27 protein-coding genes are annotated in these 25,594 nt (G+C 71.3%); 12 read left to right on the forward strand and 15 right to left on the reverse strand.

The window, feature by feature from the left end; all coding sequences use genetic code 11:
- Nucleotides 1-30 precede the first annotated feature (30 nt).
- Nucleotides 31-252 carry a hypothetical protein gene (locus OF819_RS21765; protein WP_267245292.1) on the reverse strand — a complete coding sequence of 74 codons (222 nt, stop codon included), beginning with the start codon at nucleotides 250-252 and terminating at the stop codon, nucleotides 31-33.
- Nucleotides 253-310: 58 nt separating this feature from the next.
- On the opposite strand from OF819_RS21765, the gene map reads away from it, so the two are divergent.
- Together map and OF819_RS21775 are read left to right on the forward strand one after the other, a co-directional pair.
- Nucleotides 311-1,168: a type I methionyl aminopeptidase gene (gene map, locus OF819_RS21770; RefSeq protein WP_267245293.1), complete on the forward strand. Its 858-nt coding sequence runs from the start codon at nucleotides 311-313 to the stop codon at nucleotides 1,166-1,168.
- Between the two features lie 156 nt (nucleotides 1,169-1,324).
- Nucleotides 1,325-2,065: a heme oxygenase (biliverdin-producing) gene (locus OF819_RS21775; RefSeq protein ID WP_267245294.1), complete on the forward strand. Its 741-nt coding sequence runs from the start codon at nucleotides 1,325-1,327 to the stop codon at nucleotides 2,063-2,065.
- Here OF819_RS21775 and OF819_RS21780 read toward each other — a convergent pair.
- The 3 genes from OF819_RS21780 to OF819_RS21790 form a co-directional block, all read right to left on the reverse strand.
- Nucleotides 2,055-2,822, reverse strand: a complete 768-nt coding sequence (locus OF819_RS21780) for a PhzF family phenazine biosynthesis protein (RefSeq protein ID WP_267245324.1) — start codon at nucleotides 2,820-2,822, stop codon at nucleotides 2,055-2,057. The genes OF819_RS21775 and OF819_RS21780 overlap by 11 nt on opposite strands.
- A 163-nt stretch (nucleotides 2,823-2,985) precedes the next feature.
- Nucleotides 2,986-4,575, reverse strand: a complete 1,590-nt coding sequence (locus OF819_RS21785) for an HtaA domain-containing protein (protein WP_267245295.1) — start codon at nucleotides 4,573-4,575, stop codon at nucleotides 2,986-2,988.
- Nucleotides 4,576-5,344: 769 nt separating this feature from the next.
- Nucleotides 5,345-6,847, reverse strand: coding sequence for an HtaA domain-containing protein (locus tag OF819_RS21790; RefSeq protein ID WP_267245296.1), 1,503 nt, complete (start codon nucleotides 6,845-6,847; stop codon nucleotides 5,345-5,347).
- Between the two features lie 140 nt (nucleotides 6,848-6,987).
- Between OF819_RS21790 and OF819_RS21795 the strand changes: the two genes are divergently transcribed.
- From OF819_RS21795 to OF819_RS21810, 4 genes are all read left to right on the forward strand, one after another.
- Nucleotides 6,988-8,028: a heme/hemin ABC transporter substrate-binding protein gene (locus OF819_RS21795; protein WP_267245325.1), complete on the forward strand. Its 1,041-nt coding sequence runs from the start codon at nucleotides 6,988-6,990 to the stop codon at nucleotides 8,026-8,028.
- Between the two features lie 194 nt (nucleotides 8,029-8,222).
- Entirely contained in the window at nucleotides 8,223-9,311 is a 1,089-nt protein-coding gene (locus tag OF819_RS21800) for an iron ABC transporter permease (protein WP_323748952.1), read from the forward strand.
- A complete protein-coding gene (locus OF819_RS21805; protein ID WP_267245297.1) occupies nucleotides 9,308-10,249 on the forward strand; it encodes a heme ABC transporter ATP-binding protein in 942 nt (313 codons plus the stop codon). Before OF819_RS21800 ends, OF819_RS21805 begins: the two co-directional genes overlap by 4 nt.
- A 42-nt stretch (nucleotides 10,250-10,291) precedes the next feature.
- Nucleotides 10,292-11,281: a hypothetical protein gene (locus tag OF819_RS21810; protein WP_267245298.1), complete on the forward strand. Its 990-nt coding sequence runs from the start codon at nucleotides 10,292-10,294 to the stop codon at nucleotides 11,279-11,281.
- Nucleotides 11,282-11,377: 96 nt separating this feature from the next.
- Here OF819_RS21810 and OF819_RS21815 read toward each other — a convergent pair whose 3' ends face one another.
- Nucleotides 11,378-12,268 (reverse strand): bifunctional DNA primase/polymerase, encoded by an 891-nt coding sequence (locus OF819_RS21815; protein ID WP_267245299.1) that lies wholly within the window; start codon nucleotides 12,266-12,268, stop codon nucleotides 11,378-11,380.
- 84 nt (nucleotides 12,269-12,352) lie between these two features.
- Nucleotides 12,353-12,976: a TetR/AcrR family transcriptional regulator gene (locus OF819_RS21820; RefSeq protein ID WP_267245300.1), complete on the reverse strand. Its 624-nt coding sequence runs from the start codon at nucleotides 12,974-12,976 to the stop codon at nucleotides 12,353-12,355.
- A gap of 229 nt (nucleotides 12,977-13,205) precedes the next feature.
- Between OF819_RS21820 and ddaH the strand changes: the two genes are divergently transcribed.
- Complete coding sequence (ddaH, locus tag OF819_RS21825; RefSeq protein WP_416370591.1) at nucleotides 13,206-14,066, forward strand: dimethylargininase; 861 nt, start codon at nucleotides 13,206-13,208, stop codon at nucleotides 14,064-14,066.
- A 187-nt stretch (nucleotides 14,067-14,253) separates the two neighbouring features.
- On the opposite strand, the gene OF819_RS21830 is transcribed toward ddaH, so the two are convergent.
- From OF819_RS21830 to OF819_RS21840, 3 genes are all read right to left on the reverse strand, one after another.
- Nucleotides 14,254-15,279: a small ribosomal subunit Rsm22 family protein gene (locus tag OF819_RS21830; RefSeq protein ID WP_267245301.1), complete on the reverse strand. Its 1,026-nt coding sequence runs from the start codon at nucleotides 15,277-15,279 to the stop codon at nucleotides 14,254-14,256.
- A 146-nt stretch (nucleotides 15,280-15,425) separates the two neighbouring features.
- Nucleotides 15,426-16,724 (reverse strand): Bcr/CflA family multidrug efflux MFS transporter, encoded by a 1,299-nt coding sequence (locus tag OF819_RS21835; protein ID WP_267245302.1) that lies wholly within the window; start codon nucleotides 16,722-16,724, stop codon nucleotides 15,426-15,428.
- Between the two features lie 102 nt (nucleotides 16,725-16,826).
- Entirely contained in the window at nucleotides 16,827-18,488 is a 1,662-nt protein-coding gene (locus OF819_RS21840; protein WP_267245328.1) for an alkaline phosphatase D family protein, read from the reverse strand.
- 177 nt (nucleotides 18,489-18,665) lie between these two features.
- On the opposite strand from OF819_RS21840, the gene OF819_RS21845 reads away from it, so the two are divergent.
- Nucleotides 18,666-19,433: an SDR family oxidoreductase gene (locus tag OF819_RS21845; protein ID WP_267245303.1), complete on the forward strand. Its 768-nt coding sequence runs from the start codon at nucleotides 18,666-18,668 to the stop codon at nucleotides 19,431-19,433.
- A gap of 137 nt (nucleotides 19,434-19,570) precedes the next feature.
- Here OF819_RS21845 and OF819_RS21850 read toward each other — a convergent pair whose 3' ends face one another.
- From OF819_RS21850 to OF819_RS21875, 6 genes are all read right to left on the reverse strand, one after another.
- Nucleotides 19,571-19,894 carry a nuclear transport factor 2 family protein gene (locus OF819_RS21850; protein ID WP_267245304.1) on the reverse strand — a complete coding sequence of 108 codons (324 nt, stop codon included), beginning with the start codon at nucleotides 19,892-19,894 and terminating at the stop codon, nucleotides 19,571-19,573.
- Between the two features lie 319 nt (nucleotides 19,895-20,213).
- Nucleotides 20,214-21,521, reverse strand: coding sequence for a hypothetical protein (locus tag OF819_RS21855; protein ID WP_267245305.1), 1,308 nt, complete (start codon nucleotides 21,519-21,521; stop codon nucleotides 20,214-20,216).
- A gap of 356 nt (nucleotides 21,522-21,877) precedes the next feature.
- Nucleotides 21,878-22,051: a DUF397 domain-containing protein gene (locus OF819_RS21860; RefSeq protein ID WP_267245306.1), complete on the reverse strand. Its 174-nt coding sequence runs from the start codon at nucleotides 22,049-22,051 to the stop codon at nucleotides 21,878-21,880.
- Between the two features lie 15 nt (nucleotides 22,052-22,066).
- On the reverse strand, nucleotides 22,067-22,921 hold the full coding sequence (locus OF819_RS21865; RefSeq protein ID WP_267245307.1) for a helix-turn-helix domain-containing protein: 855 nt from the start codon (nucleotides 22,919-22,921) through the stop codon (nucleotides 22,067-22,069).
- A gap of 7 nt (nucleotides 22,922-22,928) precedes the next feature.
- Nucleotides 22,929-23,453 (reverse strand): DUF6879 family protein, encoded by a 525-nt coding sequence (locus OF819_RS21870; protein ID WP_267245308.1) that lies wholly within the window; start codon nucleotides 23,451-23,453, stop codon nucleotides 22,929-22,931.
- Complete coding sequence (locus OF819_RS21875) at nucleotides 23,431-23,832, reverse strand: hypothetical protein (protein WP_267245309.1); 402 nt, start codon at nucleotides 23,830-23,832, stop codon at nucleotides 23,431-23,433. The genes OF819_RS21870 and OF819_RS21875 overlap by 23 nt, the downstream gene beginning before the upstream one ends.
- 195 nt (nucleotides 23,833-24,027) lie before the next feature.
- Between OF819_RS21875 and OF819_RS21880 the strand changes: the two genes are divergently transcribed.
- From OF819_RS21880 to OF819_RS21895, 4 genes are all read left to right on the forward strand, one after another.
- Complete coding sequence (locus OF819_RS21880; protein WP_267245310.1) at nucleotides 24,028-24,387, forward strand: hypothetical protein; 360 nt, start codon at nucleotides 24,028-24,030, stop codon at nucleotides 24,385-24,387.
- The gene (locus tag OF819_RS21885; RefSeq protein ID WP_267245311.1) at nucleotides 24,384-24,527 is read left to right on the forward strand and encodes a hypothetical protein; all 144 of its coding nucleotides are present in this window, start codon (nucleotides 24,384-24,386) and stop codon (nucleotides 24,525-24,527) included. The genes OF819_RS21880 and OF819_RS21885 overlap by 4 nt, the downstream gene beginning before the upstream one ends.
- 230 nt (nucleotides 24,528-24,757) lie before the next feature.
- Nucleotides 24,758-24,991, forward strand: coding sequence for a DUF397 domain-containing protein (locus OF819_RS21890; protein WP_267245312.1), 234 nt, complete (start codon nucleotides 24,758-24,760; stop codon nucleotides 24,989-24,991).
- A gap of 189 nt (nucleotides 24,992-25,180) precedes the next feature.
- The gene (locus OF819_RS21895) at nucleotides 25,181-25,582 is read left to right on the forward strand and encodes a hypothetical protein (RefSeq protein WP_267245313.1); all 402 of its coding nucleotides are present in this window, start codon (nucleotides 25,181-25,183) and stop codon (nucleotides 25,580-25,582) included.
- Nucleotides 25,583-25,594 lie beyond the last annotated feature (12 nt).

A 25,594-nucleotide genomic window follows, 5' to 3' on the forward strand; every position in this document is an offset into this window, starting at 1 on the left:
AACTGGGGGGTCCGGGGGCGGAGCCCCCGGTCAGTCGTCCCGCTTCGGCGCATCGTGCCACCGCGGGTCCGTCTCCCATTCAAGGTTGCGTTCCCGGGCCCGCTCCATCGCGTGGGAGGCCTCCTCACGCGTGGTGTACGGCCCGAAGCGGTTCTTCGCCGGGCACTCCGGGCCCTCCTCGACCACGCCGTGCTCCAGGCAGTAGTACCACTCACCGGGCTTGCCCACTGTGCGGCGCTTGAACAGGGCCATCATCGGCTCCTTCCCTCATGGACATGCTGCCCCATACGGGCTGGTTAGACTCGCTGTCATGTCTGGCCAGTCGCTGCTCGTACCCGGGAAGCTCTCCCCCGCCCGCCCCGTCCCCGCCGCCATCCGACGCCCCGAATACGTCGGGAAGCCGGCGCCGACCCCGTACACCGGCTCCGAGGTGCAGTCCGCCGAGACCATCGAGCGGATGCGCATCGCGGGGCGGATCGCCGCGCAGGCGATGGAGGAGGCCGCCAAGCTGATCGCGCCGGGTGTGACCACGGACAAGCTGGACGAGGTGGCGCACACCTATATGTGCGACCACGGAGCGTACCCGTCCACCCTCGGCTACCGCGGCTTCCCCAAGTCGCTGTGCGCCTCGATCAACGAAGTCATCTGCCACGGCATCCCGGACTCCACCGTCCTGCGCGACGGCGACATCGTGAACCTGGACGTCACCGCGTACATCCACGGGGTGCACGGCGACAACAACGCCACGTATCTGTGTGGTGACGTCGACGAGGAGTCCCGGCTGCTGGTGGAGCGCACCAGGGAGTCCCTGAACCGGGCGATCAAGGCCGTCAGGCCGGGCCGCCAGATCAATGTCATCGGGCGGGTCATCGAGTCCTACGCGAAGCGATTCGGCTATGGCGTGGTCCGCGACTTCACCGGCCACGGGATCAATTCCTCGTTCCACTCCGGGCTGATCATCCCGCACTACGACGCCCCGCACGCGAACACCGTGATGCAGCCGGGCATGACGTTCACCATCGAGCCGATGCTGACGCTCGGCACCCATGAGTACGACATGTGGGACGACGGCTGGACCGTGGTGACGAAGGACCGCAAGCGGACCGCGCAGTTCGAGCACACGCTGGCCGTGACCGAGAACGGGGCGGAGATTCTCACGTTGCCGTGACGCCACGGGCGGGTACACATTTACCGACAGGCCGTCGGGAAAGCGGTTGACTTAGGCTTACCTAAGTAGGAAGATCTGCGATGTCAGCGGGCGTGCGCGCGGCGCGTGCGACGCCCGTCGGCTTCCCGTCCCACTTCGGCCCCTCGGAGGCCCGCCTTGGACACGCCCTTCTCGACGCTCATCCGTGTGGCCTCCCATGAGGCGCACACCGAGGCAGAGACGTCCACCTTTATGAGCGATCTGCTCGGCGGCAGGCTCGGCGTGGACGCGTACACCCGCTACACCGAGCAGCTCTGGTTCGTCTACCGGGCGCTGGAGGAGGCGGCGGAAGCGCTGCGGGACGATCCGGTCGCGGGCCCGTTCATACAGCCCGAGCTGATGCGCACCGCGGCGCTGGAGCGGGACCTGGCGCATCTGTACGGCGTCGCGGGCGGCTACGCGGGTGCGAAAGGCGACGGGACTGACGGCGGCGACGGCCACGGCGGCCCCCGCGTCGACGGCGGCGACGGCAGCGGCGACTGGCGCACGGGGCTGACGCCGCTGCCCGCCACCGCCGTCTACTCCGCCCGGATCGCGGAGTGCGCCCGCGACTGGCCCGCGGGCTATGTCGCCCACCACTACACCCGCTATCTCGGCGACCTCTCCGGCGGCCAGATCATCCGCGACAAGGCGGAGAAGACCTGGGGCTTCACCCGCAAGGGCGACGGCGTGCGGTTCTACGTCTTCGAGGGGATCCCCAACCCGGCCGCGTTCAAGCGGGGTTACCGCGAGCTGCTGGACCAGGTGGACGTGGACGATCTGGAGAAGCAGCGCATCGTGGAGGAGTGCAAGCGGGCCTTCGCGTTCAACAGCGCCGTGTTCCACGAGCTGGGGGCGCGGTTCCCGCTCAGCGCGTGACAGGGGCCGCCGCGTCTGCGAAGCGGACGCGGCCGCCGATCTCCACCACACCGTCGGGGCCGGGGGCCGTGAGGATCTGCGACCCCCGGCCCTGGGTGATGTTCAGGGCCCGCCCGAGCTGTGCGCTGAGCAGCAGCGCAGCCACGCCCGTCGCCTCGTCCTCCTCGACGCCCCCGGTGCAAGCACCGGCTCCACTGGAGCGGCTGACGCCGCGCTCAATCTCTCGCCCCGGGAACGCGCGGGCCCGCACCCGGCCCGCCGCCTCGTCCTGCCAGGCCCAGGCATAGAGCCTCCCCCACGGCACTTCGTGCGTGGGAGGCGCGCCTACCCCAGGCGGCGGGACGTCGAGCGCCTCGACCTCCGCCGCGGAGCCGTACTGCCGCAGGGTCCACGGCGGAGCCCACTCGGCGCGCGCCTCGATCCAGGTGAACTCCCCGTCACTGCGCGCCCATGCCTCCCCGGCCGGCGGGCTGACGGACTCCAGGTCAAGCAGCCAGGCCGCGCCGACGAGCGGATGCCCCGCGAAGGCCAGCCGGGCGCCGGGGGTGTAGATGTCGACGACGCCGCGCTCGGGGTCGTCCACGAACACGGTCTCGCTGAAGCCGAGTTCGGCGGCCAGTTTCTGCCGGGCGGGTTCGTCCGGGTAGCCGCGGGGGTCGCGTACGACTCCGAGGGCGTTCCCGAACCGGCCGTCCGGGCCGCAGAAGACGCGCAGCACGTCGAGTACGTCGAGGGCGTTGCGCGGGGTGCCGGACACCTCGGGGACTTCGGACGCGGTGGGCAGTCGGAAATCGGTCACCGGGGCATTGAAGCATTCGGAGCGGGGACGGCGCGGGCTCAGGGCCGCACCGGCGCTCGTTCGCGCGATGCGGCCCTGAGAAGACGGGGGTTTTCGTGTATGAACTGTGGAGCAGGGCTGGTCAGATCACCGCGGCGGCGTTCCTGCGGCGTACCGCGTAGACGACGCCCGCGCCCGCGGCGGCGACGCCTCCGGCCGCGGCGAGCAGCGCGCCGGCCGGGATGTCCGCGCCTGTGGCGGCGAGGGACCCGGCGCCGCCGGTGGTGCCGCCCACGGTGGCGCCGCCGGTGGTGCCGCCGTCCGTGGTGCCGCCGGTGGTCTGGGGCTGGGTGCCGCCGCTGCCCGGCAGCGGGGCGTCCTTGTCGAGGGAGACGGCGACGGTCAGCGGGTCGAGCGCGTCGCCCTCCTTGTACATGCCGCCGAAGGCCTTCACCCCGTCCGCGGTGAGCTTCGCCGGGACGCCCGTCAGCTTCACCACGCCGTTCTCGGCCTTGAGGCCGCCCGCGGGCACGGTGAGGGAGGCGATGCCGAGGTTCTCGTACGTGGCGGTCTCGCCGGTCCCGCGGTCCTTGGTGACGACGTCGGCGACAAGCGTGCCGCCGGTCCCTCTGACCTCGATCTCAAAGCCGGAGAAGGAGAGATCGAGGGCGTATTCGCCGTTCTTCTCGTGGCCGAGGAAGCGCACTCCGCCGTCGAAGGACGCGACGAGCGTCTTGGCGTCCGCGTCGAAGGAGCCCTTGCCGCCGGGGAAGCGGTAGCCGTCGCCGGAGCCGGTCGCACCGCCGCTGAGTTCGACCTTGCCGTGGGCGAAGGGTCCGGTGACATAGGAGCGGAAGCTCTTCTTCACGCCCCAGTCGAGCGTTCCGCCGACGATCGCGCCGGGATCGGCCGCGGCGGTCGTGGACGGCTTGTCCCCAGGCGTCGTCGTCGGGTTGCCGGTGGGCTTCCCACTGGGGTTCCCGGTCGTGCCCGGCCCGGTGGCGGTCGCGGTCGGCGTGGGCTCCACGGTGGGCTTCTGGGTGGGAGCGCTGGTCGTGGGGCTCGGGGACGGCGGGGTGGGCTTGCCGCCGCCCGCCGCCTTGACGGAGAGCGTGGCCGGGTCGAGCGCGTCGCCCTCCTTGTACATGCCGTTGAATGCCTTCGCGCCGTCCGCGGTCAGCGTGGAGGGGATGTCCTGGAACACCATCGCCCCGCCGTCACCCTGACCGGGGCGGACGTTCGTCAGATCGAGCCGGGCGAGGTCGATGTCGTCCTGGGTCTCGCCGTTGAGGGTGACGTCGGCCTGGATGCTGCCGCCCTTGCCCTGGGTCAGGACCTTCACATCAGCGATCTTTATCTCGAAGCCATGGGCCTTGGACGCGAACAGAACGCTGCCCTTGAAGTCCGTGTCCGTGGCATGCGTGCCCATGTCGTAGACGCCCGTGCCGTCGGTGAAGGTGAACGGGCCATTGCCGGGCGCCTGGGTCGCGCCGTCGGCGGCGGTGATCTCGCCGTGGGCCATGCCCGTGACATACGCGCGGAACGACTGCTTGAAGCCCCACTCCAGCGTGCCGTCCGTCAGCTCGACGGGCGGCGCGCCCGGAGCCGCGGCCGCGGGGGCGGCGACGGAGTCCGTGGCCGCGAGCGCGGGAAGAGCGAAGGCGGTCGCGCCGAGCGCGGCCGCGGTGGCGACCGCGGCGGCGAGAACGAGGGGGCGGCGGGTGGCTGCCATGTCGGGTGATCTCCTCGGGTTCTGGGATGGGTTGGGGGTGGCTCACATCGCCCCGGCCGGGTGGACCGGGCCACACAGGCCGGGCCGGGCCGACCGGGTGGAGGGTCAGGCCTGACCGGCCGGTTAGACCATGCCGGGCCGGCGGCACCCACGCTGGGTGGCCCGTTCGATTCGGGCCACCCGGCCGGGCCGCCGGGTGTCCCGGATCGGCCGGGTGCCCTGGTGGACCGGATCGACCCAGTCAGGCCAGTTGACCGAATCAGCCGAATCGGCCCCAGTCGAGCAGACCGCTCAGACCGAGAGCCGCCCGGCCAGGCCCCCGGTCAGCCGGGCCGGCCCGGGGTGGGCCCGGGTGGACCGGATCGGCCCAGTCAGGCCAGTTGACCGAATCAGCCGAATCGACCCAGTCGAGCAGACCGCTCAGACCGAGAGCCGGCCGGCCAGGCCCCCGGCCAGCCGGGTCAGCCCGGGGTGGGCCCGGGTGGACCGGATCGGCCCAGTCAGGCCAGTTGACCGAATCAGCCGAATCGACCCAGTCGAGCAGACCAGTCAGGCCGAGAGCCGCCCGGCCAGGCCCCCGGCCAGCCGGGTCAGCCCGGGGTGGGCCCGGGTGGACCGGATCGGCCCAGTCGGCCGGTTCGGCTGGTCAGACCGCCAGCCCGCCCGGGTGCCCGGACCCGCGGGGTCAGGCTGACCGGTTGGCCATGCTGACCCGGATCGGCCGGATCGGCCCGGTCGGCCGGTCGGACCGCCAGCCGGCCCGGCCGGGTCAGGTTGGCCGGTCAGGCCAGGAGTCGGCCGGATCGGCCGTCCGCGGCGACGCGCGGCGGCGTCGGCGGATGGCGGCGTACGCGGCGGCCGCCACGGCGGCGAGCACTCCGGCTCCGGCGGCGAGATAGGCCCCGGTCGGGGAGCCCGATGCCGCGGAGGGGCTCGTGGCAGGTGCGGCCGCCGTCGAGTCGGCGGAGGCGTCCGCGGTGGGGGCCGCGGTGTCGCTGCCCAGGTCAGGGAGGGCGGGCAGCTGGGCCCCGTCCGCCACCGCGACGGCGAGGGAGACGGGGTCCATCGCCGTGCCCGCCCGGTAGATGCCGCCGAAGGCCCGCGCGCCGCGCTCCGTGAGGACCGCCGGGGCTTCGGTCAGCGCGGCGAGGCCGTTCTCGGGCGTGAAGTCCTGTGCTTCGAAGGTGACGAGGGGGACGGCCTTGTCGGTCGCTCCCTCGTGGACGACGTCGGCGAGGAGGGTTCCGCCGCCCTCCTCGACACGGACGGCGATCCCGGTCAGCGTGAGGTCGAGGTGCTTCCCCGTGAAGCGCACGGCTCCGGCGAAGGAGGCGTCAAGGGTCTGCCTCTCGGGGTCGTACACGCCCTTGCCCCGGGGGAAGCGGAAGAGGGCCCCGCCGTCCTGGGCGCCCCCGGACAGGGTCCACTTCCCCTGGGCGATGGGCCCCGTGACGTACTCGCGGAAGGTACGGCGCACCCCCCAGTCGACGGCGGCGGCGCGGAATCCGGCCGCGGAGCTGCCGGCCGTGGCGGACGGACTGGCCGATGCCTCAGGCTCGGGCTTCGGCTTCGCCCCCGGCGTGGACTCCGGCGTGGACTCCGGCTTCGGATCCGCACCGCCGCCGGAGACGACGTCGACGCTGAGGCTCACTGGGTCCAGCGGGGTCCCCGCCGTGTAGTAGCCGGCGAACGCCTGCGCGCCCTGTGCGGTGAGGGTCGCGGGTATGCCGGTGAGGCGTACGGGACTGGTCCCGCCCTTCATGTTCACACCGGAGAGATTCAGCGAGGCGAGCGGCACCTGGGCCGAAGAGGCCACCTTGCCGGTGGACTTGGCCTTGCTCACTATGTCGGCGTGGAGGGTGCCGCGGCCGCCGGAGATGCGGACGGCAGGGCGGCTGATGGTGAGGTCCAGTTCATGGGAGCCGTCGGACGTGCGGTGGCCGATGAAGTGGACTCCGCCGGAGAAGGCGGCGGTGAAGGCGCCGGCCGCGGGGTCGTACGAGCCCCGGGCGGAGTGGAAGCGGAACTGACCGCCGCCGACGGTGGCCGCACCGCCGGTCAGGCTCCAACTGCCGCCCGCGATGGGGCCGGTGACATAGCGCTGGAAGGAGGACTTGACGCCCCAGTCGAGCCGACCCCCCTGGACCGTCCGTTCCTCCGCGGACGCCGCGTGAGCCGTGCGCACGGCGGCAGCGGCGGGGAGCAGGACCCCGGCCAGTGCGGCGAGCAGCGCGACGGCGAGCGCGGGGACGGCCCGTCTGGACGGCAGCATGGAACCCCTCCAAGAGCTGGAAAGTGAGGTAAGGCTAACCTAAGCTATCGCAAGCTTGTGCAGAAAGCACGAGCCCAGGAACGAACGACAAGGCGGTGCTCTCGGTGCGCACTTCCCGGCTGGCGGGTGCCCTCGTCGCGATGCTCGCGCTCACGCTGACGGCGACGGGCTGCGGTGGCGGAGGCTCGGCGAGCCCGCCGGGCACGACGCGTACGGCGGACACGGCAGGCACGGCAGGCACGACGGACACGGCGGGCGCGTCGGGCAAAACGGGTGCCGCGTCCTCCGTCGCCGACCGGGTGGAGCCGCTGGCCTCCGCGCCCGTGCCGCGGCTGCCGGCGACCGTGCGGTCGGCGGACGGACGGCAGGTCACCGTCACCTCGGCGGACCGAATCGTTCCGCTGACGGGGGCGCTCAACGAGATCGTGTTCACGCTGGGGCTGGGGAAGCGGGTGGTGGCCCGTGACATCAGCGCCACGTTCGAACAGGCCAGGGATCTGCCCGTGGTGACGCGCGCTCATGACGTCTCCGCGGAGGGCGTGCTGTCGCTGAAGCCGACCGTCGTCATCGCGGACACCTCCACGGGTCCCGCCGAGGCCGTGGCCCAGATCCGTGACGCGGGCATTCCGCTGGTGGTGGTCGAGCCCGCGAAGTCGCTGTCCGACGTGGACGCCCGGATCGACGCGGTCGCGGCCGCGCTGGGCGTTCCGGCGGCGGGCGGCGAGCTGAAGGACCGTACGCGGAAGCGGATCGAGGCGGTCCAGCGGGACATCCCGGAACCGGCGGGCGGCGGTGAGCGGCCGCGGGTGGCCTTCCTGTATCTGCGGGGCTCCTCGTCCGTCTATCTGCTCGGCGGCCGTGACTCGGGGGCCGCGTCCCTGCTGGAGGCGGCAGGCGCGGTGGACGCGGGCAAGGAGTCCGGGCTGACGAAGGACTTCACCCCCATCACCAGCGAGGCCCTCGTAAAGGCCGCGCCCGACGCGATTCTGGTGATGACGAAGGGACTTGAGTCCGTCGGCGGCGTCGACGGCCTGCTGGAGATCCCGGGCGTCGCCCAGACCCCCGCGGGCCTGGACCGCCGCGTCATCAGCGTGGACGACGGCACCCTCCTGAGCTACGGCCCCCGCACCGACCGGGCGCTCAAGTCGATCGTGGACCAGCTTTACGGGGCCGGCGAATGACCGGCAGCGCGGCCGGCCGGGGCTCCAGGGCCCGTCAGGACCGGCCAGCCGCCTCCGGCATGGCCGTTGTCGCCGGGGCCGCCGCGGCGGACGGCGGCCGGGCCGCGCCCCCGCCCGCAGACCGGCGGCCCCCGGCACCAACCGCGCGCCCGGACAGCGGCGTTGACGCGCCTAGCACAGCGCACGAAACCAGCATGGCGCACGAAACCGGCACACAGCCGCCCGGAGGCGGTGCCACAGGCCCGGGAGCGCGCATCGGCGCGTCGGGGCCGGTCCTCGCCGTCGGGCTCGTCGGCGCGCTGGTCGCGGCATGTCTGCTGTCCGCGGGGATGGGGGCGTACCACATCCCCCTCGGGGACGTACTCGCGTCCCTGCAGCACCGGATAGGGCTCGGCGGGACGCCGCTCGACCGGGTCGGGGAGAGTGTGCTGTGGAACGTGCGGCTGCCGCGCGTCGTCCTCGCGCTGCTCGTCGGGGCGTCCCTGGGCTGCGCGGGCGCGCTGATGCAGGGCGTGTTCGGGAACCCGCTGGCCGAGCCCGGCGTCATCGGCATCTCCGCGGGCGCGGCCGCCGGGGCCGTCGGGGCGATCGCCCTCGGGCTGAGCTTCCTCGGCTCCTGGACGGTGACCGCATGCGCCTTCGCCGCCGGGCTCGGCACCGTGCTCCTCGTCTATGCGATGTCCCGTTCCGGCGGCCGCACCGAGGTGGTCACGCTCATCCTCACCGGCATCGCCGTGAACGCCTTCGCGGGCGCGCTGATCGGCCTGTTCATCTTCTTCGCCGACAACGCGCAGATCACGCAGATCGCCTTCTGGCAGCTCGGTTCGCTCTCCCAGGCCACCTGGCCCAAGGTTCTCGCGGTGCTGCCCTGCGCCGCCGCCGGGCTGCTGCTCGCGCCGCTGCACTCCCGCAAGCTGGACCTCCTCGCCCTGGGCGAGCGCCCTGCCCGCCATCTCGGCGTGGACGTCGAACGGCTGCGCATCACCGTGGTGCTGGTCGTCGCGCTGCTCACCGCGGCGGCGGTCGCGGTAGCGGGGATCATCACCTTCGTCGGTCTGCTCGTCCCGCATCTGCTGCGGATGGCGAACGGCCCCGGCCACCGCTTCCTGGTGCCCGCCAGCGCGCTGGGCGGCGCGCTGGTCCTGGTCGCCGGGGACCTCGCCGCCCGCACGGTCGCCGAGCCGGCCGAACTGCCGCTTGGCGTGCTCACCGCGCTGTTCGGCAGCCCGTTCTTCTTCTGGCTGCTGCGCAGGACCCGCCGCCGACAGGGAGGCTGGGCATGAGCGCCGCCGCACCCTGGACCGCACGCGCCGCCTGGCGGACCCGGCGCACCCTGTGCACGCTCCTGGCCCCGCGGCACGCCCGCGCGCTGCCCTTCCCCGCCGCCCCCGGGACCGTACTGGCTGAGGCACACGCCCTGCACATCCGGCTGGGCGGCCGTCCGGTGCTGCGGGGCGTGGAGCTGTCCGCCCGCGCGGGCGAGGTCCTCGCGCTCGTCGGACCCAATGGCGCGGGCAAGTCGACGCTGCTCGCCGCGCTGGCCGCCGATCTGCCCGCGGCCGAGGGGGAGATACGGATCGCAGGGCGGCCCGCCGCCGACTGGTCCGCGCCCGAGCTGGCCCTGCGCCGCGCCATGCTGCCCCAGTCCGCCCAGCTCTCCTTTCCGTTCCCGGTGGCGGAGGTCGTCCGGATGGGCCGTACGCCGTGGACCGGGACGGCCCGTGCGGACGAGGACGACGCGGCCGTCGCCGAGGCGATGGCGGCGACCGAGGTGACCGGCTTCGCCGACCGGCCCTTCTCCGCGCTGTCCGGCGGGGAGCGGGCGCGCGTCGCCCTCGCCCGCGTACTCGCTCAGCGAGCGCCGCTGCTGCTGCTCGACGAGCCCACCGCCGCGCTCGATCTGCGCCATCAGGAGCTGGTGTTGCGCCTCGCCCGGCAGCGCGCGGAGGCCGGGGACGCGGTCGTCGTCGTGCTGCACGACCTCGGCCTGGCCGCGGCGTACGCGGACCGGGTCGCCGTGCTGCACGAGGGCGTCATCGCCGCCTGCGGCCCGCCCTCCGGCGTCTTCGGCCCGGAGCTGCTCAGCCGGGTCTACCGCCAGCCGGTGGAGGTGGTGCCGCATCCGCGCACCGGGGTGCCGCTGGTGCTTCCGGAGCGGCCCGCTCCGCCGTCGTCCACAGCCGAACGGTCCCCGCTGACCGCCGATTCCGGACCCCGGTAGGGTTGCGGCGGTCAGTGGGGGTCGAGGAGCAGAAGGCAACCGATGAGAAGGCTGAGTCGGGCGGCGGCAGGGCTCGCGGCGGCAGTGGCGCTGTCCCTGGCGGCGAGCGGATGCGTGACCGTGCACGGTGAGCGGGCGGTCGTCCCCGCGGTGACAGAGGATGAGGCGGCGCAGGCGCTCCTGGCCTTCACCGAGGCGTACAACGCGGCCGACAGGGCGTACGACCCCGCCCTCGACGCGCATGTGGTCACCGGGGCGCTCGGCGCGATCAACCAGGCGGGGCTCGCCTCCCGCCAGGTCAACTACCCGGACGGCAATCCGTCGCACAAGCCGCTGGAGCTGACGGACGCCCGGTTCGTCATCCCCAAGAAGGCGGGCTGGCCGCGCTGGTTCATCGCGGACACGGACTCCAACCGCGACGAGGACGGGGGCGATCAGGACACCCGCTGGCTGCTCGCCTTCATCCGCACCGGCCCCGACCAGACCTGGCGGGCCGCGTATCTGTCGGTGCTCACCCTGGACGAGATCCCGGAGTTCACGACGGATGAGGACGGCTATGCCGAGCCCGTCGCCGCCGACAGCTCCGCGGTGGCGGTCGCCCCCGGCGAGCTGAGCGAGCAGTACGCCGGATATCTGCAGAGCGGGAAGCCGGCCCGCTTCAAGGAGGGTCCGCACACCTCCGGCTGGCGGGCGGGCCGCGAGAAGTCGGCCAATCTGCCGGGGATCTCCACCCAGCACCGCGACCAGGCGCTGAACGAGGGCGCCTTCGCACCGCTGGGGCTGGCCACCGAGGACGGCGGGGCGTTCGTGCTGTTCTCGATGCGCAGCTTCGAGCGGCAGACGGCCGCCAAGGGCGTCCGGCTGAAGGTACACCCGGATGTGCAGGCGCTGTTGTCGGGCGAGGTGAAGTCCACGCTCACCAAGGAGCGGGTCTCCAGCCAGGCGGTGACGGTGCCCGCGGCGGGCGCGGGCGGCGGCGAGGTGAAGGTGCTGGGCAGGCTGGCGGGGCTGACGGCGGCGAAGGGTTCGTAGAGCTCCCGGGGTTCAGCGGCGAGTCAGCGGCTCAACAGCTCAGCGGCCCCCACCGGCCGGCGCGTCAGCGGTTCAGGGGCTCAACGGCCCCGCGCGTCAGCGGCTCAGCGGCCAGGCCACCTCGTGCCGGTCCGGCTCCGCGTTCTCGCCCGCGTACCGCGCGCAGGCGTCCGTGAGCGACTCCAGCAGCGTCAGCGGATCGGGCAGCGGATGCTCCGGTCCGCGCACCCAGGCCACCTCCCGGCCGTCGGGCAGCCGGGCGGGCGGCACCAGGACATAGCTGCCGCGGCAGTGCCAGCGCAGCCCCGGATGCTCATCCATCGTCTCGGGGTGGCAGTCCAGCTCGCAGGGCCACCACTCGTCCTCCTCCTCGGGGGTTCCGCGGGTGGCGGTGAAGAACAGCATCCGGTCGTCGCCGGACTCGGCGACCGGGCCCACCTCGACGTTCCGCTCCAGCAGCCGCCGGAGCGCGCTGTGGCCCGCCTCCAGGGGCACGTCGAGGACGTCGTGGACCATTCCGGTCGCCGTGATGAAGTTGGCCTCCGGCTGGGCCTGCGCCCAGCGTGCGATCTGTGCGCGGTCGGTGGTCGACTGCGTCTGCCAGGCGAAGGAGACCGGGTGCCTGGCGGGGGTGGGACAGCCGATGCGCTCACAGGAGCAGCGGTATCCGGAGGGGTACGCGGCGGGCGCCAGCGGCAGTCCCGCGGCGGCGACGGCCAGCAGCAGCGACTCGCGGTCGGGGGCGTCGGCCTGTGCCTTCCTGGCGGACCTGGGGCGTCTGCGCAGCCACTGGGCGAGGCGGCTCTCGGGTCTGCTCCCCGCGGCCGAGGCGCGGCCCGCCGGCCACGCGCCCGTCCCCGTCCCTGCGCCCGTACCCGTCCCTGCTCCTGTACCGGCTTCTGTTCCCGTCCCGGCCTCCGTGCCGGACTCCGCACCGCTCCCCGTGCCGCGATGGCGGCCGATGCCGTCGCCCATGTATCCCCTCACAGACTTAAGTCCTCGCCCCTGCGGTCCCTGCCATGGTCCCACCATCCTGCGCCCTGGGTGACCCGAGTCAGCAACCGGGGTCCGCTATGCCCGGCTCGCGCGCCGCGGCGCAAGGCCGTACAGGGCGCAGTCGACGACGGTGTCCGCGTAGTCGTGGGTGAGCGGGAGGGTGCGCAGCAGCCAGCGGTGCGCGAGCGGGCCGACGAGCAGTTCGAGGGCGATGCGCGGATCGATTCCGGCCCGGACCTGGCCGGCCTCCCGCGCCGACGTGAGGCGTGTGACATACAGCTGGAGCTGCGGTTCGAGGAGCCGGGTGACGAACTCCGCGGCGAGCCGCGCGTCGATCACGCTCTCGGCGGCGAGGGCGCGGGCCGGTGCGTCGTAGGCGGGGTCGTTCAGCTCGTCGACGGTGGCGCGGAGCACCAGCTTGAGGTCGGCTTCGAGGTCGCCGGTGTCGGGGATCCCGGGCTCGGCGGCGGCGTCCGCCGCCTGCTCCGCGAGGTCGAGGAAGGCGTCGAGGAGTACCGCCGCCTTGGAGGGCCACCAGCGGTAGATGGTCTGTTTGCCGACGCCCGCGCGGGCGGCGATTGCCTCGATGGTGGTCCTCGGGTAGCCGGTCTCGCCGACGAGGGCCAGGGCGGCGGCGTAGATGGCACGTCGGGAGGCCTCGCTCCGGCGGCTGGAGTCGGGCGCCTTGCGGTGGGTCATGTCGGTCAATGTACTGGCATCGAACCGAGACGGTTCGTCTTGCCGATGAGCGCCATGCGGTCGAGCGCCATGTGGTGAATGTCTCACAGCCGAATCGCACGCGACACGTCAAGCACAAGGGGGTGAATCACTCGAACGGGGCACAGCAGGATGGCGTCTCAGGCCGCACCATGGCTGCACGCACACACCCTGTGCACCTGTGCCCCATGCCGAACGTGAGGAGCTCTCTTTGCGCCCAACGCCCCGTGAGGACGCCGCCGACCGCGTCGCCTCGCCGCGCCGCTATCTGATGTGCCCGCCCGAGCACTTCAAGGTCACGTACTCCATCAACCCGTGGATGGACCCGGCCAAGCCCGTGGATCTCCCGCTTGCCCTCGCGCAGTGGGAAGACCTGTACGAGCGCTACCGCTCCCTGGGCCATACCGTCGAGCTGCTCGACCCGCGGCCCGATCTCCCCGACATGGTCTACGCGGCGAACGGCGCGACCGTGGTCGACGGCCGGGTGCTCGGCGCGCGCTTCGCCCATGTGGAGCGCGCTCCCGAGGCGGCGGTCCATCTGGACTGGTTCCGGGCGCACGGCTTCACCGGAATCCATGAGCCGGCCCATGTCAACGAGGGCGAGGGCGACTTCGCGGTCACCGCCTCATATCTGCTGGCCGGGCGCGGCTTTAGGTCCAGTCCGCTCTCCCACGACGAGGCGCAGGAGTTCTTCGGCCGCCCGGTGATCGGCCTGGAGCTGGTCGACCCGCGGTATTACCACCTCGACACCGCGCTGAGCGTGCTGGACGACCAGGCCGACGAGATCATGTACTACCCGGGGGCGTTCTCGCCCGGCAGCCGGGCGGTGCTCGCGCGGCTCTTCCCCGACGCACTCATCGCCGAGGAGGCGGACGCGGCGGCGCTCGGGCTGAACGCGGTCAGCGACGGCCGTCATGTGCTGCTGCCGCAGGCGGCGACGGGGTTGTTCGAGCCGCTGCGGGGGCGGGGCTTTGAGCCGATCGGGATGGATCTCGGGGAGCTGCTGAAGGGGGGCGGCAGCGTGAAGTGCTGCACGCAGGAGCTGCGGGCGGCGGGCTGCCCGTCGCCGTAGGCGTTGGTTTCTCCCCTCCCCACCCCTTCCCGTAACTGGGGGCAGGCCCCCAGACCCCCGTACGGCCTTCGGCCGTGTCCTCAAGCGCACACTCAGCCCCGCCGGCGTTTGAGGCGCGGGGGTCCGGGGGCGGAGCCCCCGGTTATGGGAAGGGGAGCGGTAGGGGAAAGGCCCCGCCCGACACCGCCTACCGGCCCGCCGCCCCAGGCGACCACGCATCCCCCCACCCCACATCCCGCGCCGCCCTATACCTCGCCCCCTCCCGCTTCGCCACCGTCTCCCGCCGCAGCCCCTCCTCCGCGCACAGGTCCAGCAGCACCTGCCCCTTGCGGATCTGCGGCCGCCGGGTCACCCGCGCGGGCGCCGGGTCCGCCGGGAACCGCACGGCGGCGACGTAGCTGAACTTCTCGTCCTCGTACGCCAGCGACCCGCCCTTGACCTGCCGGTGCAGGGAGGACCTGCTGACCCGGGCGGAGAAGTGGCACCAGTCCGTGCCCGGCTCGATGGGGCAGCGCGCGCTGTGCGGGCAGGGCGCGGCGATGCGCAGCCCGGCCGCGGTCAGCCGGTCGCGGGCCTCGATGATCCGTTCGTAACCGTCCGGGGTGCCGGGCTCGACCACGACGACGGCCTGCGCCGCACGCGACGCCTCGTCCACCACGGCCGCGCGGTCCTCGTCCGTCAGCTCGTTGAGGACGTACGAGACGGTGACGAGGTCGGTGTCGTCGATGCGGAGCGCGGGTCCGATCCGGGTGCGCCGCCACTCGACGCCGTCCAGTCCGGGCACGCCCGAGGCCTGCGCCAGCTCCCGGCCCAGCGCGAGCGCGGGCTCGGCCCAGTCGAGCACTGTCGTGCGCGGCGGCGGCCCGCCCTGCCGCTCCGCCGCCGCCCATGCCTCGGCGACGGCCCAGCTCGCCGCGCCCGTGCCGCCGCCGATGTCGGCATGGGTACGGGGGGCGAATCCGGGAGCCGCGGCGCGCAGCCCGGCCAGGGCGGACCGTACCGCCTCGAAGGTCGCGGGCATCCGGTAGGCGGCGTATGCGGCGACGTCGGCGCGGTCGCGGAGGACCGGCGCGTCGGTCGGGGTCCGCCCCCGGTAGCTGGCGATCAGCCGGTCCACGGCCTGCGCGGCCTGCCGGGGCGGCAGACCGTCAAGCAGCTCGCCCAGGGCGCTGCGCAGGGCGTCGGAGACGGGGATACGGAGGGAGGCGTTCACCAAGAAATTCTAGGCATGCGAACTGCCGGCCCTTCCCGGCGAACGCTGCCGGTCGCGGCCCTCGGGCTTGCAGGCGCGCCCCGGCCTCAGCACGACGCAGGCGCGCCGGGCCTCAGCACTACGCGGGCGCGCCGGGTCCCCGGCCGCTACGCGGGCGCGCCGCCCGACGGCTCCGGGCGCGGCCGCCACGGCCGGCACAGCAGCAGAAAGCAGCCGACCGCAGCCACGGCGCAGCCGAGCTGCACCACGGCCATCGGGACCGCGGTCTGCTCCCCCGCGATGCCCACGAGGGGCGAGGCGAGCGCTCCGATGAGGAACGAGGTGGTGCCGAGCAGCGCCGAGGCGGAGCCCGCGGCGTGCGGGGTGCGCATCAGGGCGGAGGCGTTGGTGTTCGGCATCGCCAGCCCCATCGCGGACATCAGCACAAAGAGCCCGGCCGCCACGGGCGCCAGCCCGACGTCCCCGAAGACGCCGGCTGTCATCAGCAGCAGGGCCGTCGCGGCCAGGGTGATCACCGCGAGGCCGAAGCCGAGCGCCTTGTCGAGCGGGACCCGCCCGACGAGCACCTTGCCGTTGATCTGGCCGACGGCGATCAGTCCGACGGAGTTGAGGCCGAAGAGGAGGCTGAAGGTCTGCGGGGACGCGCCGTAGATCTCCTGCACGACGAACGGCGAGGCGGAGATATAGGCGAAGAGCGCGGCGAAGGCGAGCCCGCCGGTGAGCATATAGCCGGTGAAGACCCGGTCGGCGAGCAGCCCGCGCATGGTGCGCAGGGCCTGGCCCACGCCGCCCGTGTGCCGCCGCTCAGGCGGCAGCGTCTCCTTGAGCCAGGCGATGACGACAAGGGTGAGCAGCAGTCCGACACCGGTCAGGACGAGGAAGATGCCGCGCCAGTTCGTCACCCGCAGCACCTGTCCGCCGATCAGCGGGGCGATGATCGGCGCGGCGCCGGAGATCAGCATCAGGGTGGAGAAGAACCGGGCCATCTCGACGCCGTCGTAGAGGTCGCGCACCATGGCCCGGGCGATGACGATGCCGGCCGCGCCGGCGAGCCCCTGCACCAGCCGGAAGGCGATGAGGAGTTCGGCGGTCGGGGCGAGGGCGCAGACGGCGGTGGCCGCGACGTATACGGCCATGCCGATGAGCAACGGCCGCCGCCGCCCCCATCTGTCGCTCATCGGGCCGACGACGAGCTGGCCGAGCGCCATGCCCGCGAGGCAGGCGGTGAGGGTGAGCTGCACGGTTGCCGCGGGTGCGCCGAGGGAGTCGGTGACGGCGGGCAGGGCGGGGAGGTACATGTCCATCGACAGCGGCGGCAGTGCGGTCAGCCCGCCGAGGACGAGGGTGACCAGCAGGGCCGCCCGGCGCGGAGCCGCTGCCCTGGTCGGTGACGACGAGGGCAGCGGCTCCGCGGTGCGTATCCGACCCGGTTCACGGCCTGGCATTGACGGCTCCCACAGCTCATAGGCTCATTGCTTTAACTCTCACCTATGTTCTCAGGGAGCTGAGCCGGTCCGGCACACCTTTCACACGCCTCTTCGAGGGTTTCAGATGGGTTCGAGGCCGGGATTCCCCGCTTCCATCGCGAATGAGGCGACTGTTCCGACCTGCCCGCCCGGGGTCGTGACATGTGTCACGGCCCGGAAGTCCACACGCGCCAGCTCCTCCCCCAGCGTGACCTTCACATAGCCGCGCCTGCCGTTGTAGAGCCTCATATGCGGGTTGGCGCGGGTGTACGTCTCCCAGTTGCCGGGTTTGTCCGCGCCGTCCCGGCCGCTGGAGATGGAGGTCGCCGTGACCTCGACGCCGACCGTGCGTGCGCCGGGGGTCTCGTAGTCGCGCTTGATGTCGTACGCGTACGCCGCGTGCACATCGCCGGTGAGCACCAGCAGATTCTCGACGCCCGCGGCCTCGGCGCCGTCCAGGACGCGGTCGCGGGAGGCCGGGTAGCCGTCCCAGGCGTCCATGCTGACCCTGGCCACGGGGTTGAGGTCCAGTTTCCGCTGGGCGAAGGTGACCTGCTGGGGCAGCACGTTCCACCGCGCCCGGGAGCCGTGCCAGCCGTCGATCAGCCAGCGCTCCTGGGTCGCGCCGGTCATGGTGCGCGAGGGGTCCTGCGACTCGGGCCCGGGTATCTGCGCTCCGTCGCCGTACGCCTGGTCGGAGCGGTACTGGCGGGTGTCGAGGACGTCGAACTGCGCGAGCCGGCCGTAGTGCAGCCGGCGGTAGAGCCGCATGTCCGGGCCGTCGGGCCGCTGCGGCGCGCGCAGCGGCATGTTCTCCCAGTAGGCCCGGTAGGCGGCGGCCCTGCGCAGCAGGAACTCCTCCGGAGGCACGTCGTTCTCGGGGATGTCGTCCGCGTAGTTGTTCTCGGTCTCGTGGTCGTCCCAGGTGACGACGAAGGGGTGCGCGGCGTGCGCGGCCATCAGATCCGGGTCGGATTTGTACAGGCCGTAGCGCAGCCGGTAGTCCTCAAGGGTGGCGGTTTCCTTGTTGTAGTGCGCGGGCAGCACGCGGTCTGTGTACTTGCGGTCGCCTCCGGCGGAGTTCACCGGATACTCGTAGAGGTAGTCGCCGAGGTGGAAGACGACGTCGAGGTCTTCGGCCGCGAGATGCCGGTGGGCGGTGTAGTAGCCGTGGTAGTACGCCTGGCAGGAGGCGGCGGCGAGGCGCAGCTCGCGGATGCGGGCGTCGCGCGCGGGCGCGGTGCGGGTGCGGCCGGCCGGGCTGATCCAGGCCCCGGTGCGGAAGCGGTAGTAGTAGACGCGGTCCGGGTCGAGCCCGTCCGGCTCGATGTGGACGCTGTGGTCGAACTCCGGGTGGGCGAGGACGTCTCCGCGGCGGGCGACGCGGCTGAAGGCCTCGTCGTGCGCCACCTCCCAGCTCACCTGGAAGGGTGCGCGGGGCAGGCCGCTGCCCGGCTCGTACGGGCGGGGCGCGAGCCTGGTCCACAGCACGACGGAGCCGGGCTGGGGATCGCCGGAGGCCACGCCGAGCGTGAAGGGGTACTCGGCGAGTTTGCGGGCGTCGGCCTCGCGGGGCGCGGCGGCTTCGGCGCTGCCGGGCAGATCGACGGCGAAGGCGAGCGCGGCGGCGGCCGAGGTGACGGTGAGGAAGCGCCGCCGGCCGAGGTGCCGTGCGAAGTGACGGGCGGCGGCCCTCAGCTGGGGCGAGTGGTCGGCGGCTGACGTGTGGTGAGCGGCTGACATGTGGTGGGCGGCAGGAGCGTGGCGTCGGTGCGTCTCGGGTGTCATGGCCCCTCCCCTGACGGCTGTTGTCAGTCGTATTGGAGCGAGGCCCGAGGGCGTGACGTTGCCGGGTGCATGTCATCCATATGTCGGTCGGATGAGCTCCTGGTACCCGGCGTACGCGTACGCTGCGCCCCCATGAACGCTGTGGAGAGTGTGCGGAGAGTCGCGGTGGTGACGGGCGCCGGTTCGGGCATCGGCCGGAGCGTAGCGCTTGAGCTGGCGCGCAGCGGCTGGTCGGTGGCCGCGGCGGGCCGGCGTGTCGAGGCGCTTGAGGAGACGGCGGCGCTGGCGGACGCCACGGCGGAGCTGCTGTGCGTCCGCACGGATGTGACAGACCCTGAGGACGTCGCCGCCCTCTTCGCCGCGGTGCGCGACCGCTTCGGCCGCCTGGACCTGCTCTTCAACAACGCGGGCACGTTCGGGCCCGCCGGGGTGCGCTTCGAGGAACTGACGTACGACGCCTGGCGCTCGGTGGTGGACGTCAATCTCACCGGCGCGTTCCTGTGCGCCCAGGCGGCGTTCCGTCAGATGAAGGAGCAGACCCCCCAAGGCGGGCGGATCATCAACAACGGCTCGATCTCCGCCCATGTGCCGCGCCCGCACTCCGCCCCGTACACGGCGACGAAGCACGCTCTGACGGGCCTGACGAAGTCACTGTCCCTGGACGGGCGCGCCTACTCGATCGCCTGCGGCCAGATCGACATCGGCAACGCGGCCACGGAGATGACCGCGGCGATGCAGCAGGGCATCCTCCAGGCCAACGGCGAGCTGGCGGCGGAGCCGGTGATGGACGCGGCGGACGTGGCACGGACGGTGCGCCATATGGCGGAGCTGCCGCTGGAGGCGAATGTGCAGTTCGCGACGGTGATGGCGACGAAGATGCCGTATATCGGCCGCGGCTGAGCGGCGGGGCGCGGCTGGGGCCGCGGCCGACCGGAGCCGGGGTTCGGCCCTCAGCCGCCGCCCCCCCTTCCGGCGGTACGACCGGTGCCGGGCGCCGACCGGAACCGGGCCAGCCGGAACCGGGCGCCGACCGGGCCCTACGCCTGCCCGGTGTCGAAGCGGCTGACCTTCCCGTCCTCCACGGTGAACCGCCACTTGGTGCGCATCTCGCCCCAGGTGTCATTGCGGTAGCGCGCGATCAGCTCCCGCCCCCCGGCGGACTCCTTCTCGACGTCCATATGCCCGCGCGATTCGAAGATCTCCCGGTCGGCCCACTCTTCGAGGTTCCGCTCACTGCCGTCGTCGGACATGGCCGCATCAGGCGTGAGGACCGCCATGAACCGCTCGCGGTCATGCGCGTTGACGGCACTGACGAACTCTCGTACGGCGGGGTCGCTGAGCTTGTCGACGGAAATAGCCACGGGGGTCTCCTCATGCGTGCGGGCGGGCGTACGGGCGGGCGTACGGGGCGCGGGCAGGCGGGCGTGAGCGTGTGCAGGCAACCGGATGCCGCCACCCCCATGCCTACACCGCCCCGCCCCCTCCCGCATGGCAGGCTGCCCCACATGACGGATTCCCCCACATGGTCCACAGTCGCCCGTCTTCACGCCTGACTCGACACAAAGAGCCCCCGCGCGCCGGAGCACGAAGCAAGATCTTCACCGCTCACCTGGCACGCGTCGCGGACGGCCCACTGGGGCAGCGAGCGGCACTGGTTTCCGGTTCGCGCACCGGGACCGCCTACGCGCCGCCGCCCTCTGACGACGCCTCACCCGGGCAGCAGCGGTGCTCCTGGTCCTTGTCCATCAGCTCGATCCTGCGCGCCAGCAGCTTGTTCTCCAGCGCCAGCCGCTCAAGCTCCAGCTCCATCTGCTTCTTCAGCTCCGGCTCACACGCCTCACACTCGTCCAGGCAGGTGCGCACCCGCACCCCCGGGGTGGGCAGCACCAGCTCCCGCTCCCATCCGTAGCGCTCCTGAGCCTTGGCGGAGACCGCGCCGTCACGGTTCAGCAGCCCCTGCTCCGTGAGCTGGCGGCGCACCACCTCGATCGCCTGCCTCTTCAGCGGCGGCTCCGCGTGCACCGGGGCGGCCGCGAGGAAGGCCGGCGCCGAGGCGGCCGGGGTCTCCGCGGTACGCGCCACGGCAGCCTGCCGCGCGGCCGCCTCGGTCCTGACCAGCTCGGGACTGGTGGCCACCACCTGCTGCGGCACCACCTGCACCCCGGTGAGGGGGCGCGGCCTGGCCGGCGTCACGCCCGTGGGCGCGGCCGGGTCGTTCACCCGCAGGTCGATCGCCGCGAGGGAGAACTTCACGGTCTGGCACTTGACGATCTGGTGGAAGAAGAACGTCAGGGCCCGGCAGCGGTTGGGGTTGGAGAACACCCGCGAGGACGCCTCGAAGTGGTCCTCCGACTCCCCTTCCCGATGGGCACGCGAGGACACCGCGCCGACGGACACGGAACTGGCGGCCCGGACGCCAGCCTGGACATGGTGATGAGACGACTCGGCGTGCCGGGAGAAGTTCCGCACGGACTCCGCGACGCTGGAGGCGTCAAAACTGGAGCCCTTCACCGATCCGCCGATCTCGAAGACCCCCAGATCCAGCCCCGCGCCACCACCGCCGGAGACGGCGGATTCGCTGTAGGTGGACTCACGGCGGGTGGAGTCGACCACCGACACATCGGACACGGCATGGGCCATGCCCGCCGTATAGAAGGACTCCTCGGAGGAGGAGCGGTGGTGGTGGGCGAGAGAGGACGACGAGTCGAAGGAGAACGAGGAGTGCCGGTCACGAGTGGCGAGCCGGACCTTCTCCCCCGGCAGCAGCGTGGTCGTATAGACCAAGGGCCCCAGCGCCAGCGGCCCGTGACAGCGCTGCAGCACAAAACGCAGCGTCACCTCGACCGGCACACTGCGGTCGTTGACCTGCGCTGGGTACGGCAGCCGGTAAGCGATGTGCAGGGTGTCGCAGGGCTCGCACGGTTCAAGCTGAGGACAGCAGTCAACGGCGGCAGGGGCGTCGGGTGCGTCATTGGCGGTCTCGGCCATGCCTGGCTCCTCACCCGGTGTAAAGATGCGCGGTTCGCCCTCTTATCGTCCCGGCTGCCCTGCATGAACGCCATGACGCCCCGGCAGGTTCGCAGATTTCCAGGACGCCCTGCCTGCGGTCGAAGGCAGCAGGCGTGCATGCGCCCTCCGGGTGCAGCCGGGCTGCTCGGCCCGGTGGCGACCAGCGCTGGAGGGCTACGGTGCCGGGCTGGACCACTGCCGCGAGGAGAGCGGAGGTGGTCGCCCTCGCAGGCCGGGCCGCCCTGCCGGCAAGTGGGCGGTCGAATCAGGGCTCGAATGGAGCAAGGCCACCGGGCCACTCCTGGTTACACTCACCCCGACTGTGTGACGGAGGTCTACGACTGCTGGGCGAATTCCACGAACTCAGCCCAAGACGACGGTGGAAATACCAGGGTTCCGCCGTCACGGTCCTTGGTGTCTCGGACCATGACCTTCTTCGGATCGTTGTCGGCCACTTCGACACAGTTTTCCGTGCCCGTGTAGGAGCTGGTGCGCCAGTTCGGAGTCACAGGATTTTTTCCCTTCTAGTCGCGCGGCATGCGCTCGAAATGCTGCATCGCAGTGAAAATGAGATCTCGTGCGGAGTTTCCGTACACAGCCGACTGCTTCAGCGAGGCGAAAGCCTTGGTGTACAGCTCGATCTCCCGAGGCTGCGTAACAGAGAACTCCGCCGAGTAGGTCTCAACCAGGACAAGCCTGTCGTCGAACATGGAGAATGAGTTCCCCGGCCATACACTGAGGGGGGAAGATCGGGGGATCAGCCCCAAACTCAGGCGCGGAAGGCGCATTGCGGACAGCAGTCGATCGAGCTGTCCGATCATGACCTCCGGGCCTCCAAAGTTGGTGTAGAGGGCCTGTTCGCCGAGTAGCACATTGAAAATCCGGCCGCCTCGGTACAGGTATTGCTGTCGTTCAAGCCGCTTCGCCACTGCGGCTTCCGTGTCATTAGGTATCTCATAGAAGGCGACAACTTGCTCGAAAGTCTTAGCGGCATATTCCGGCGTTTGAAGCGTCCCCCACACTAGCGTGGGATGCCAGATGCGGAAAACCTTGGTTTTCGCATAGACCGGCAGAGCCTTGCTCTGCCTTTTTTCCGCGCCCGTCTGGAGCTGTCGACGCCATTCAAGCCATAGCTCGTCGATGTGGCGCACCGTCGCCACGAGGTCATCGACGTGTTGCTCCTGGCCCGTCGCCGCGCACCAGGTCCTAATGTCCTCCTCACTGGCGTTCTGCTTTCCGTTTTCAAGCCGTGAGACCTTCGACTCCTGCCAGCCGAGTGCACGGGCGAGTGCCCGGCCGCTCACAAATCCCGCATCCTTGCGGAATCCGCGGAGCCGGGCACCCAGCGCCTCACGTGCTTCTTGTGCCTGTGTGCTCACTGATGAGTCAGGGCTTGTACTCGACGTGCGGGATGGCGACAGCCCAGAGCAGGTCACGCAAGCGGATGCACTCGGTCACGATGTCGGGGTCTTCGATGATCTCGGACCCGAGCACCCGCCCCTCAGCGTCGAAGTGGCCCACTGCGAGAAGTCGATCGTCGTACAGCCACCAGTCGTTCCCGTTCACGGGGAAGGTGACGCCTTCAGGCAGCCGGTGCCGCGGCAGCCAGCGAATGTCCTCACCGACCTCCAGGTTGAGGCGGGTGAGCGAGTGCTCCCAGGTGACGTACTGGCTGTGCGGCTCGGTGACCACGCGGACGCGACGTACCGTCTTGCCTTCGCTCGTGACGCGCTTCATCAGCGCCTTCCAGTCGTCGAGCCAGGCGTAGTCGTCGGGCTCGCCCCTCTTCCATCGGGCGTACGGCGTGTCCTCGATGGGAGAGCCGTAGTCGTCCCTCAACTCCAGGTGAAAGGCATCCCGCTCGAACCTGTTGAACAGCTTGTCGCGCTCAGCGCTGGTGATCAGGTCCACTCGTCTCCTCCAGCAGGGCCGCGATCGAGGACTTGGGGACCTCGATGCAGGTCTCGTAATCGGGCATACGCATCTGGCTCAGGGCTTCAGCATCGCGCATCTCCGGGCCCTGAAGGACACACGTTCCCTGGTCGGTGAGGATCATGATCGGGTCCGTGAACCGCTTGATCTCGCCGTTCTCGTGGCCGTCCTTGGCCAGGTGCTCGAACAACTCGGTCGGCACCTCGATGACGCTCTGTCCCGCCGGCACGTCGAGCTGCATGAGCAAGTCGTTCGCGTACACCTTCCAGCCTTGGATCACGTAGGTGTCCTGGTCACTCGCGTACAGGGTGGGACTGTCTCTGGGGGTGGAGTTCTTACCAAGGAACCGTAGCTTCATGGCCTCTCTCCCGTCCGCTGCCTTGCGCCGGTTTGCGCGACAAGACGATGGTCGCCAGGCAGTTCGACGCCGTCAATCGACTTGCTGCAAACTCGCGCAATCTGCTTGGGACTTGGGAATCGACCGCTCTACGTTCGTCAACAAGCCCAAGCAGCCAAGAAGCCCACGGCAGCGTGCGGTACCGAGGGGAGACGCGTGGTGACCACCGTGACACGGATGCAGGATGCCCGGCCCGTCGATGTGGAACTGATCGGCGACAGCACCGATGCCGCCCTTCTCATAGAGCTGGGTACCACGACCCGCAGCCAGATCAACGTGAAGACGCCGATCCTGACGGGACACCTGCAACTGCTCCTGAGCGAGGATTTGGGCGCGGACGAGGACGAGACGGTCAGAGAGCTGTTCCGCCAGGCTTACGCGCTCCTCGACCTGAGCCGCCGCCCCTCGCAGGACGCGCCGACCTTCGTCGCCTACTTCTACATGCGCGAGGTGGCCGCCCTGACGCGCCGCTTCCTGTGGGTCTACAGCCAGAGGAACGGGCTCAGTGCGCCATGAGCCCCAAGGCACAACAGATCGCGTACGTCGCGGTGCTGCTCGCGTTGGTGGCCGCCCTGGCGCTCGGCGTCTTCGCCGCCCCGGAGGCCGACACGCGCGTCCGCTCGGCTGGCGTCAGTGGGTCTTCCAGGCCCTCGTGATCCTCACCTCCGTCTCGATCATGGCCGCTTACTGGCGGCTGACCACATGATCTTCCGCCTCCGAGGTCACTTCGACCCGCTCCCCCATGCGGCTTTCCCTCGTGGGGCGGAACTCAACGCCCACCCCGGCTCCGAGACAAGGACAGGTCGGGCCGAGGTGGGTCGCAAGTGCACGACGGCGCGGGGACCGAATCTCCGCACAGCAGATGCACTGAGGAGGACTACCCCTCATGGACCTCTACAACCTGCCCGTCGCGGGCGCTCAGTTCGAGAACTACTGCGGCGGCAACCTCCAGGGCGAGCACGAGTCCTGCGTCGACGTGGCCGCGATCCCCGGCGCGGAGTCGGCCTTCGTCGTCCGGGACACCAAGCCGGAGGGCGCCGGCCTGGAGCTGCGGTTCACCGCGGAGGAGCTGGACGACTTCACGCGCGGCTGGGCCCGGAAGCGTTCCCTCACCTTCTAGCCCGGCTGCCCCTCGGTCAGGCGGACACTTCAGCGGGTCGTCCTCGGCATCGCCGAGGGCGGCCCGCCCCCCGGAAAGGCGAAAATGAGCTGGTCAGGACACTGGCATGGGTACGGCCCGTGGGTCGGCCCATCGAAGGTGTACGGGCGGGAGGGGCGGCGGCGGCCACCACATCCCAATGGCGCCCCCATGGTGCTGGACCCCGAGAGCAAGACGCAGGTGGATACCCTCAACCGGTACCGCGAGGCTGCCTCCGAGTTCCAGTCGGGCAACGTGCCACCGACGATGACCGGCTACTGGCTCATGAAGAAGCACCTGGTCTCCGCTGACCGCACCTGGACTGATGTTGGTGTCGCCCTTGCCTGGCTGACCAAGCACTACGAGGCGAATCCTCCGTTCCAGCGCGCTGACGGGCTCCAGGCGTACTGCGGTCTCGACTGGAAACTGGAGTACGCCGAGGACGTACTCCCCCGTGGGGTCGATGTGAGCTGGGTGTACTACATGCCCTCCGAGAACTTGATCTCGTACTCGGTGGTCTGCTGCCCGAACCGGTTCCACCCTGAGATTCCCTGCCCGCTCCCGCCGCCATAAGGAGTCGATGCC

Origin of the sequence: Streptomyces sp. PR69, from assembly GCF_026420845.1 — a bacterium.
GTDB lineage: Bacteria > Actinomycetota > Actinomycetes > Streptomycetales > Streptomycetaceae > Streptomyces.

Excerpts from the sequence above, each read along its gene's own strand:
- OF819_RS21855 (WP_267245305.1), bottom strand. The coding sequence starts at position 21,521 with ATGGCCGAGACCGCCAATGACGCACCCGACGCCCCTGCCGCCGTTGAC.
- OF819_RS21790 (WP_267245296.1), bottom strand. The coding sequence starts at position 6,847 with ATGCTGCCGTCCAGACGGGCCGTCCCCGCGCTCGCCGTCGCGCTGCTC.
- OF819_RS21820 (WP_267245300.1), bottom strand. The coding sequence starts at position 12,976 with ATGACCCACCGCAAGGCGCCCGACTCCAGCCGCCGGAGCGAGGCCTCC.
- OF819_RS21875 (WP_267245309.1), bottom strand. The coding sequence starts at position 23,832 with ATGAAGCTACGGTTCCTTGGTAAGAACTCCACCCCCAGAGACAGTCCC.
- OF819_RS21800 (WP_323748952.1), top strand. The coding sequence starts at position 8,223 with ATGGCGCACGAAACCGGCACACAGCCGCCCGGAGGCGGTGCCACAGGC.
- OF819_RS21890 (WP_267245312.1), top strand. The coding sequence starts at position 24,758 with ATGGACCTCTACAACCTGCCCGTCGCGGGCGCTCAGTTCGAGAACTAC.
- OF819_RS21765 (WP_267245292.1), bottom strand. The coding sequence starts at position 252 with ATGGCCCTGTTCAAGCGCCGCACAGTGGGCAAGCCCGGTGAGTGGTAC.
- OF819_RS21895 (WP_267245313.1), top strand. The coding sequence starts at position 25,181 with ATGGTGCTGGACCCCGAGAGCAAGACGCAGGTGGATACCCTCAACCGG.
- OF819_RS21885 (WP_267245311.1), top strand. The coding sequence starts at position 24,384 with ATGAGCCCCAAGGCACAACAGATCGCGTACGTCGCGGTGCTGCTCGCG.
- OF819_RS21835 (WP_267245302.1), bottom strand. The coding sequence starts at position 16,724 with ATGCCAGGCCGTGAACCGGGTCGGATACGCACCGCGGAGCCGCTGCCC.
- OF819_RS21795 (WP_267245325.1), top strand. The coding sequence starts at position 6,988 with ATGCTCGCGCTCACGCTGACGGCGACGGGCTGCGGTGGCGGAGGCTCG.
- map (WP_267245293.1), top strand. The coding sequence starts at position 311 with ATGTCTGGCCAGTCGCTGCTCGTACCCGGGAAGCTCTCCCCCGCCCGC.
- OF819_RS21845 (WP_267245303.1), top strand. The coding sequence starts at position 18,666 with ATGAACGCTGTGGAGAGTGTGCGGAGAGTCGCGGTGGTGACGGGCGCC.
- OF819_RS21785 (WP_267245295.1), bottom strand. The coding sequence starts at position 4,575 with ATGGCAGCCACCCGCCGCCCCCTCGTTCTCGCCGCCGCGGTCGCCACC.
- OF819_RS21810 (WP_267245298.1), top strand. The coding sequence starts at position 10,292 with ATGAGAAGGCTGAGTCGGGCGGCGGCAGGGCTCGCGGCGGCAGTGGCG.
- OF819_RS21840 (WP_267245328.1), bottom strand. The coding sequence starts at position 18,488 with ATGTCAGCCGCTCACCACACGTCAGCCGCCGACCACTCGCCCCAGCTG.
- OF819_RS21805 (WP_267245297.1), top strand. The coding sequence starts at position 9,308 with ATGAGCGCCGCCGCACCCTGGACCGCACGCGCCGCCTGGCGGACCCGG.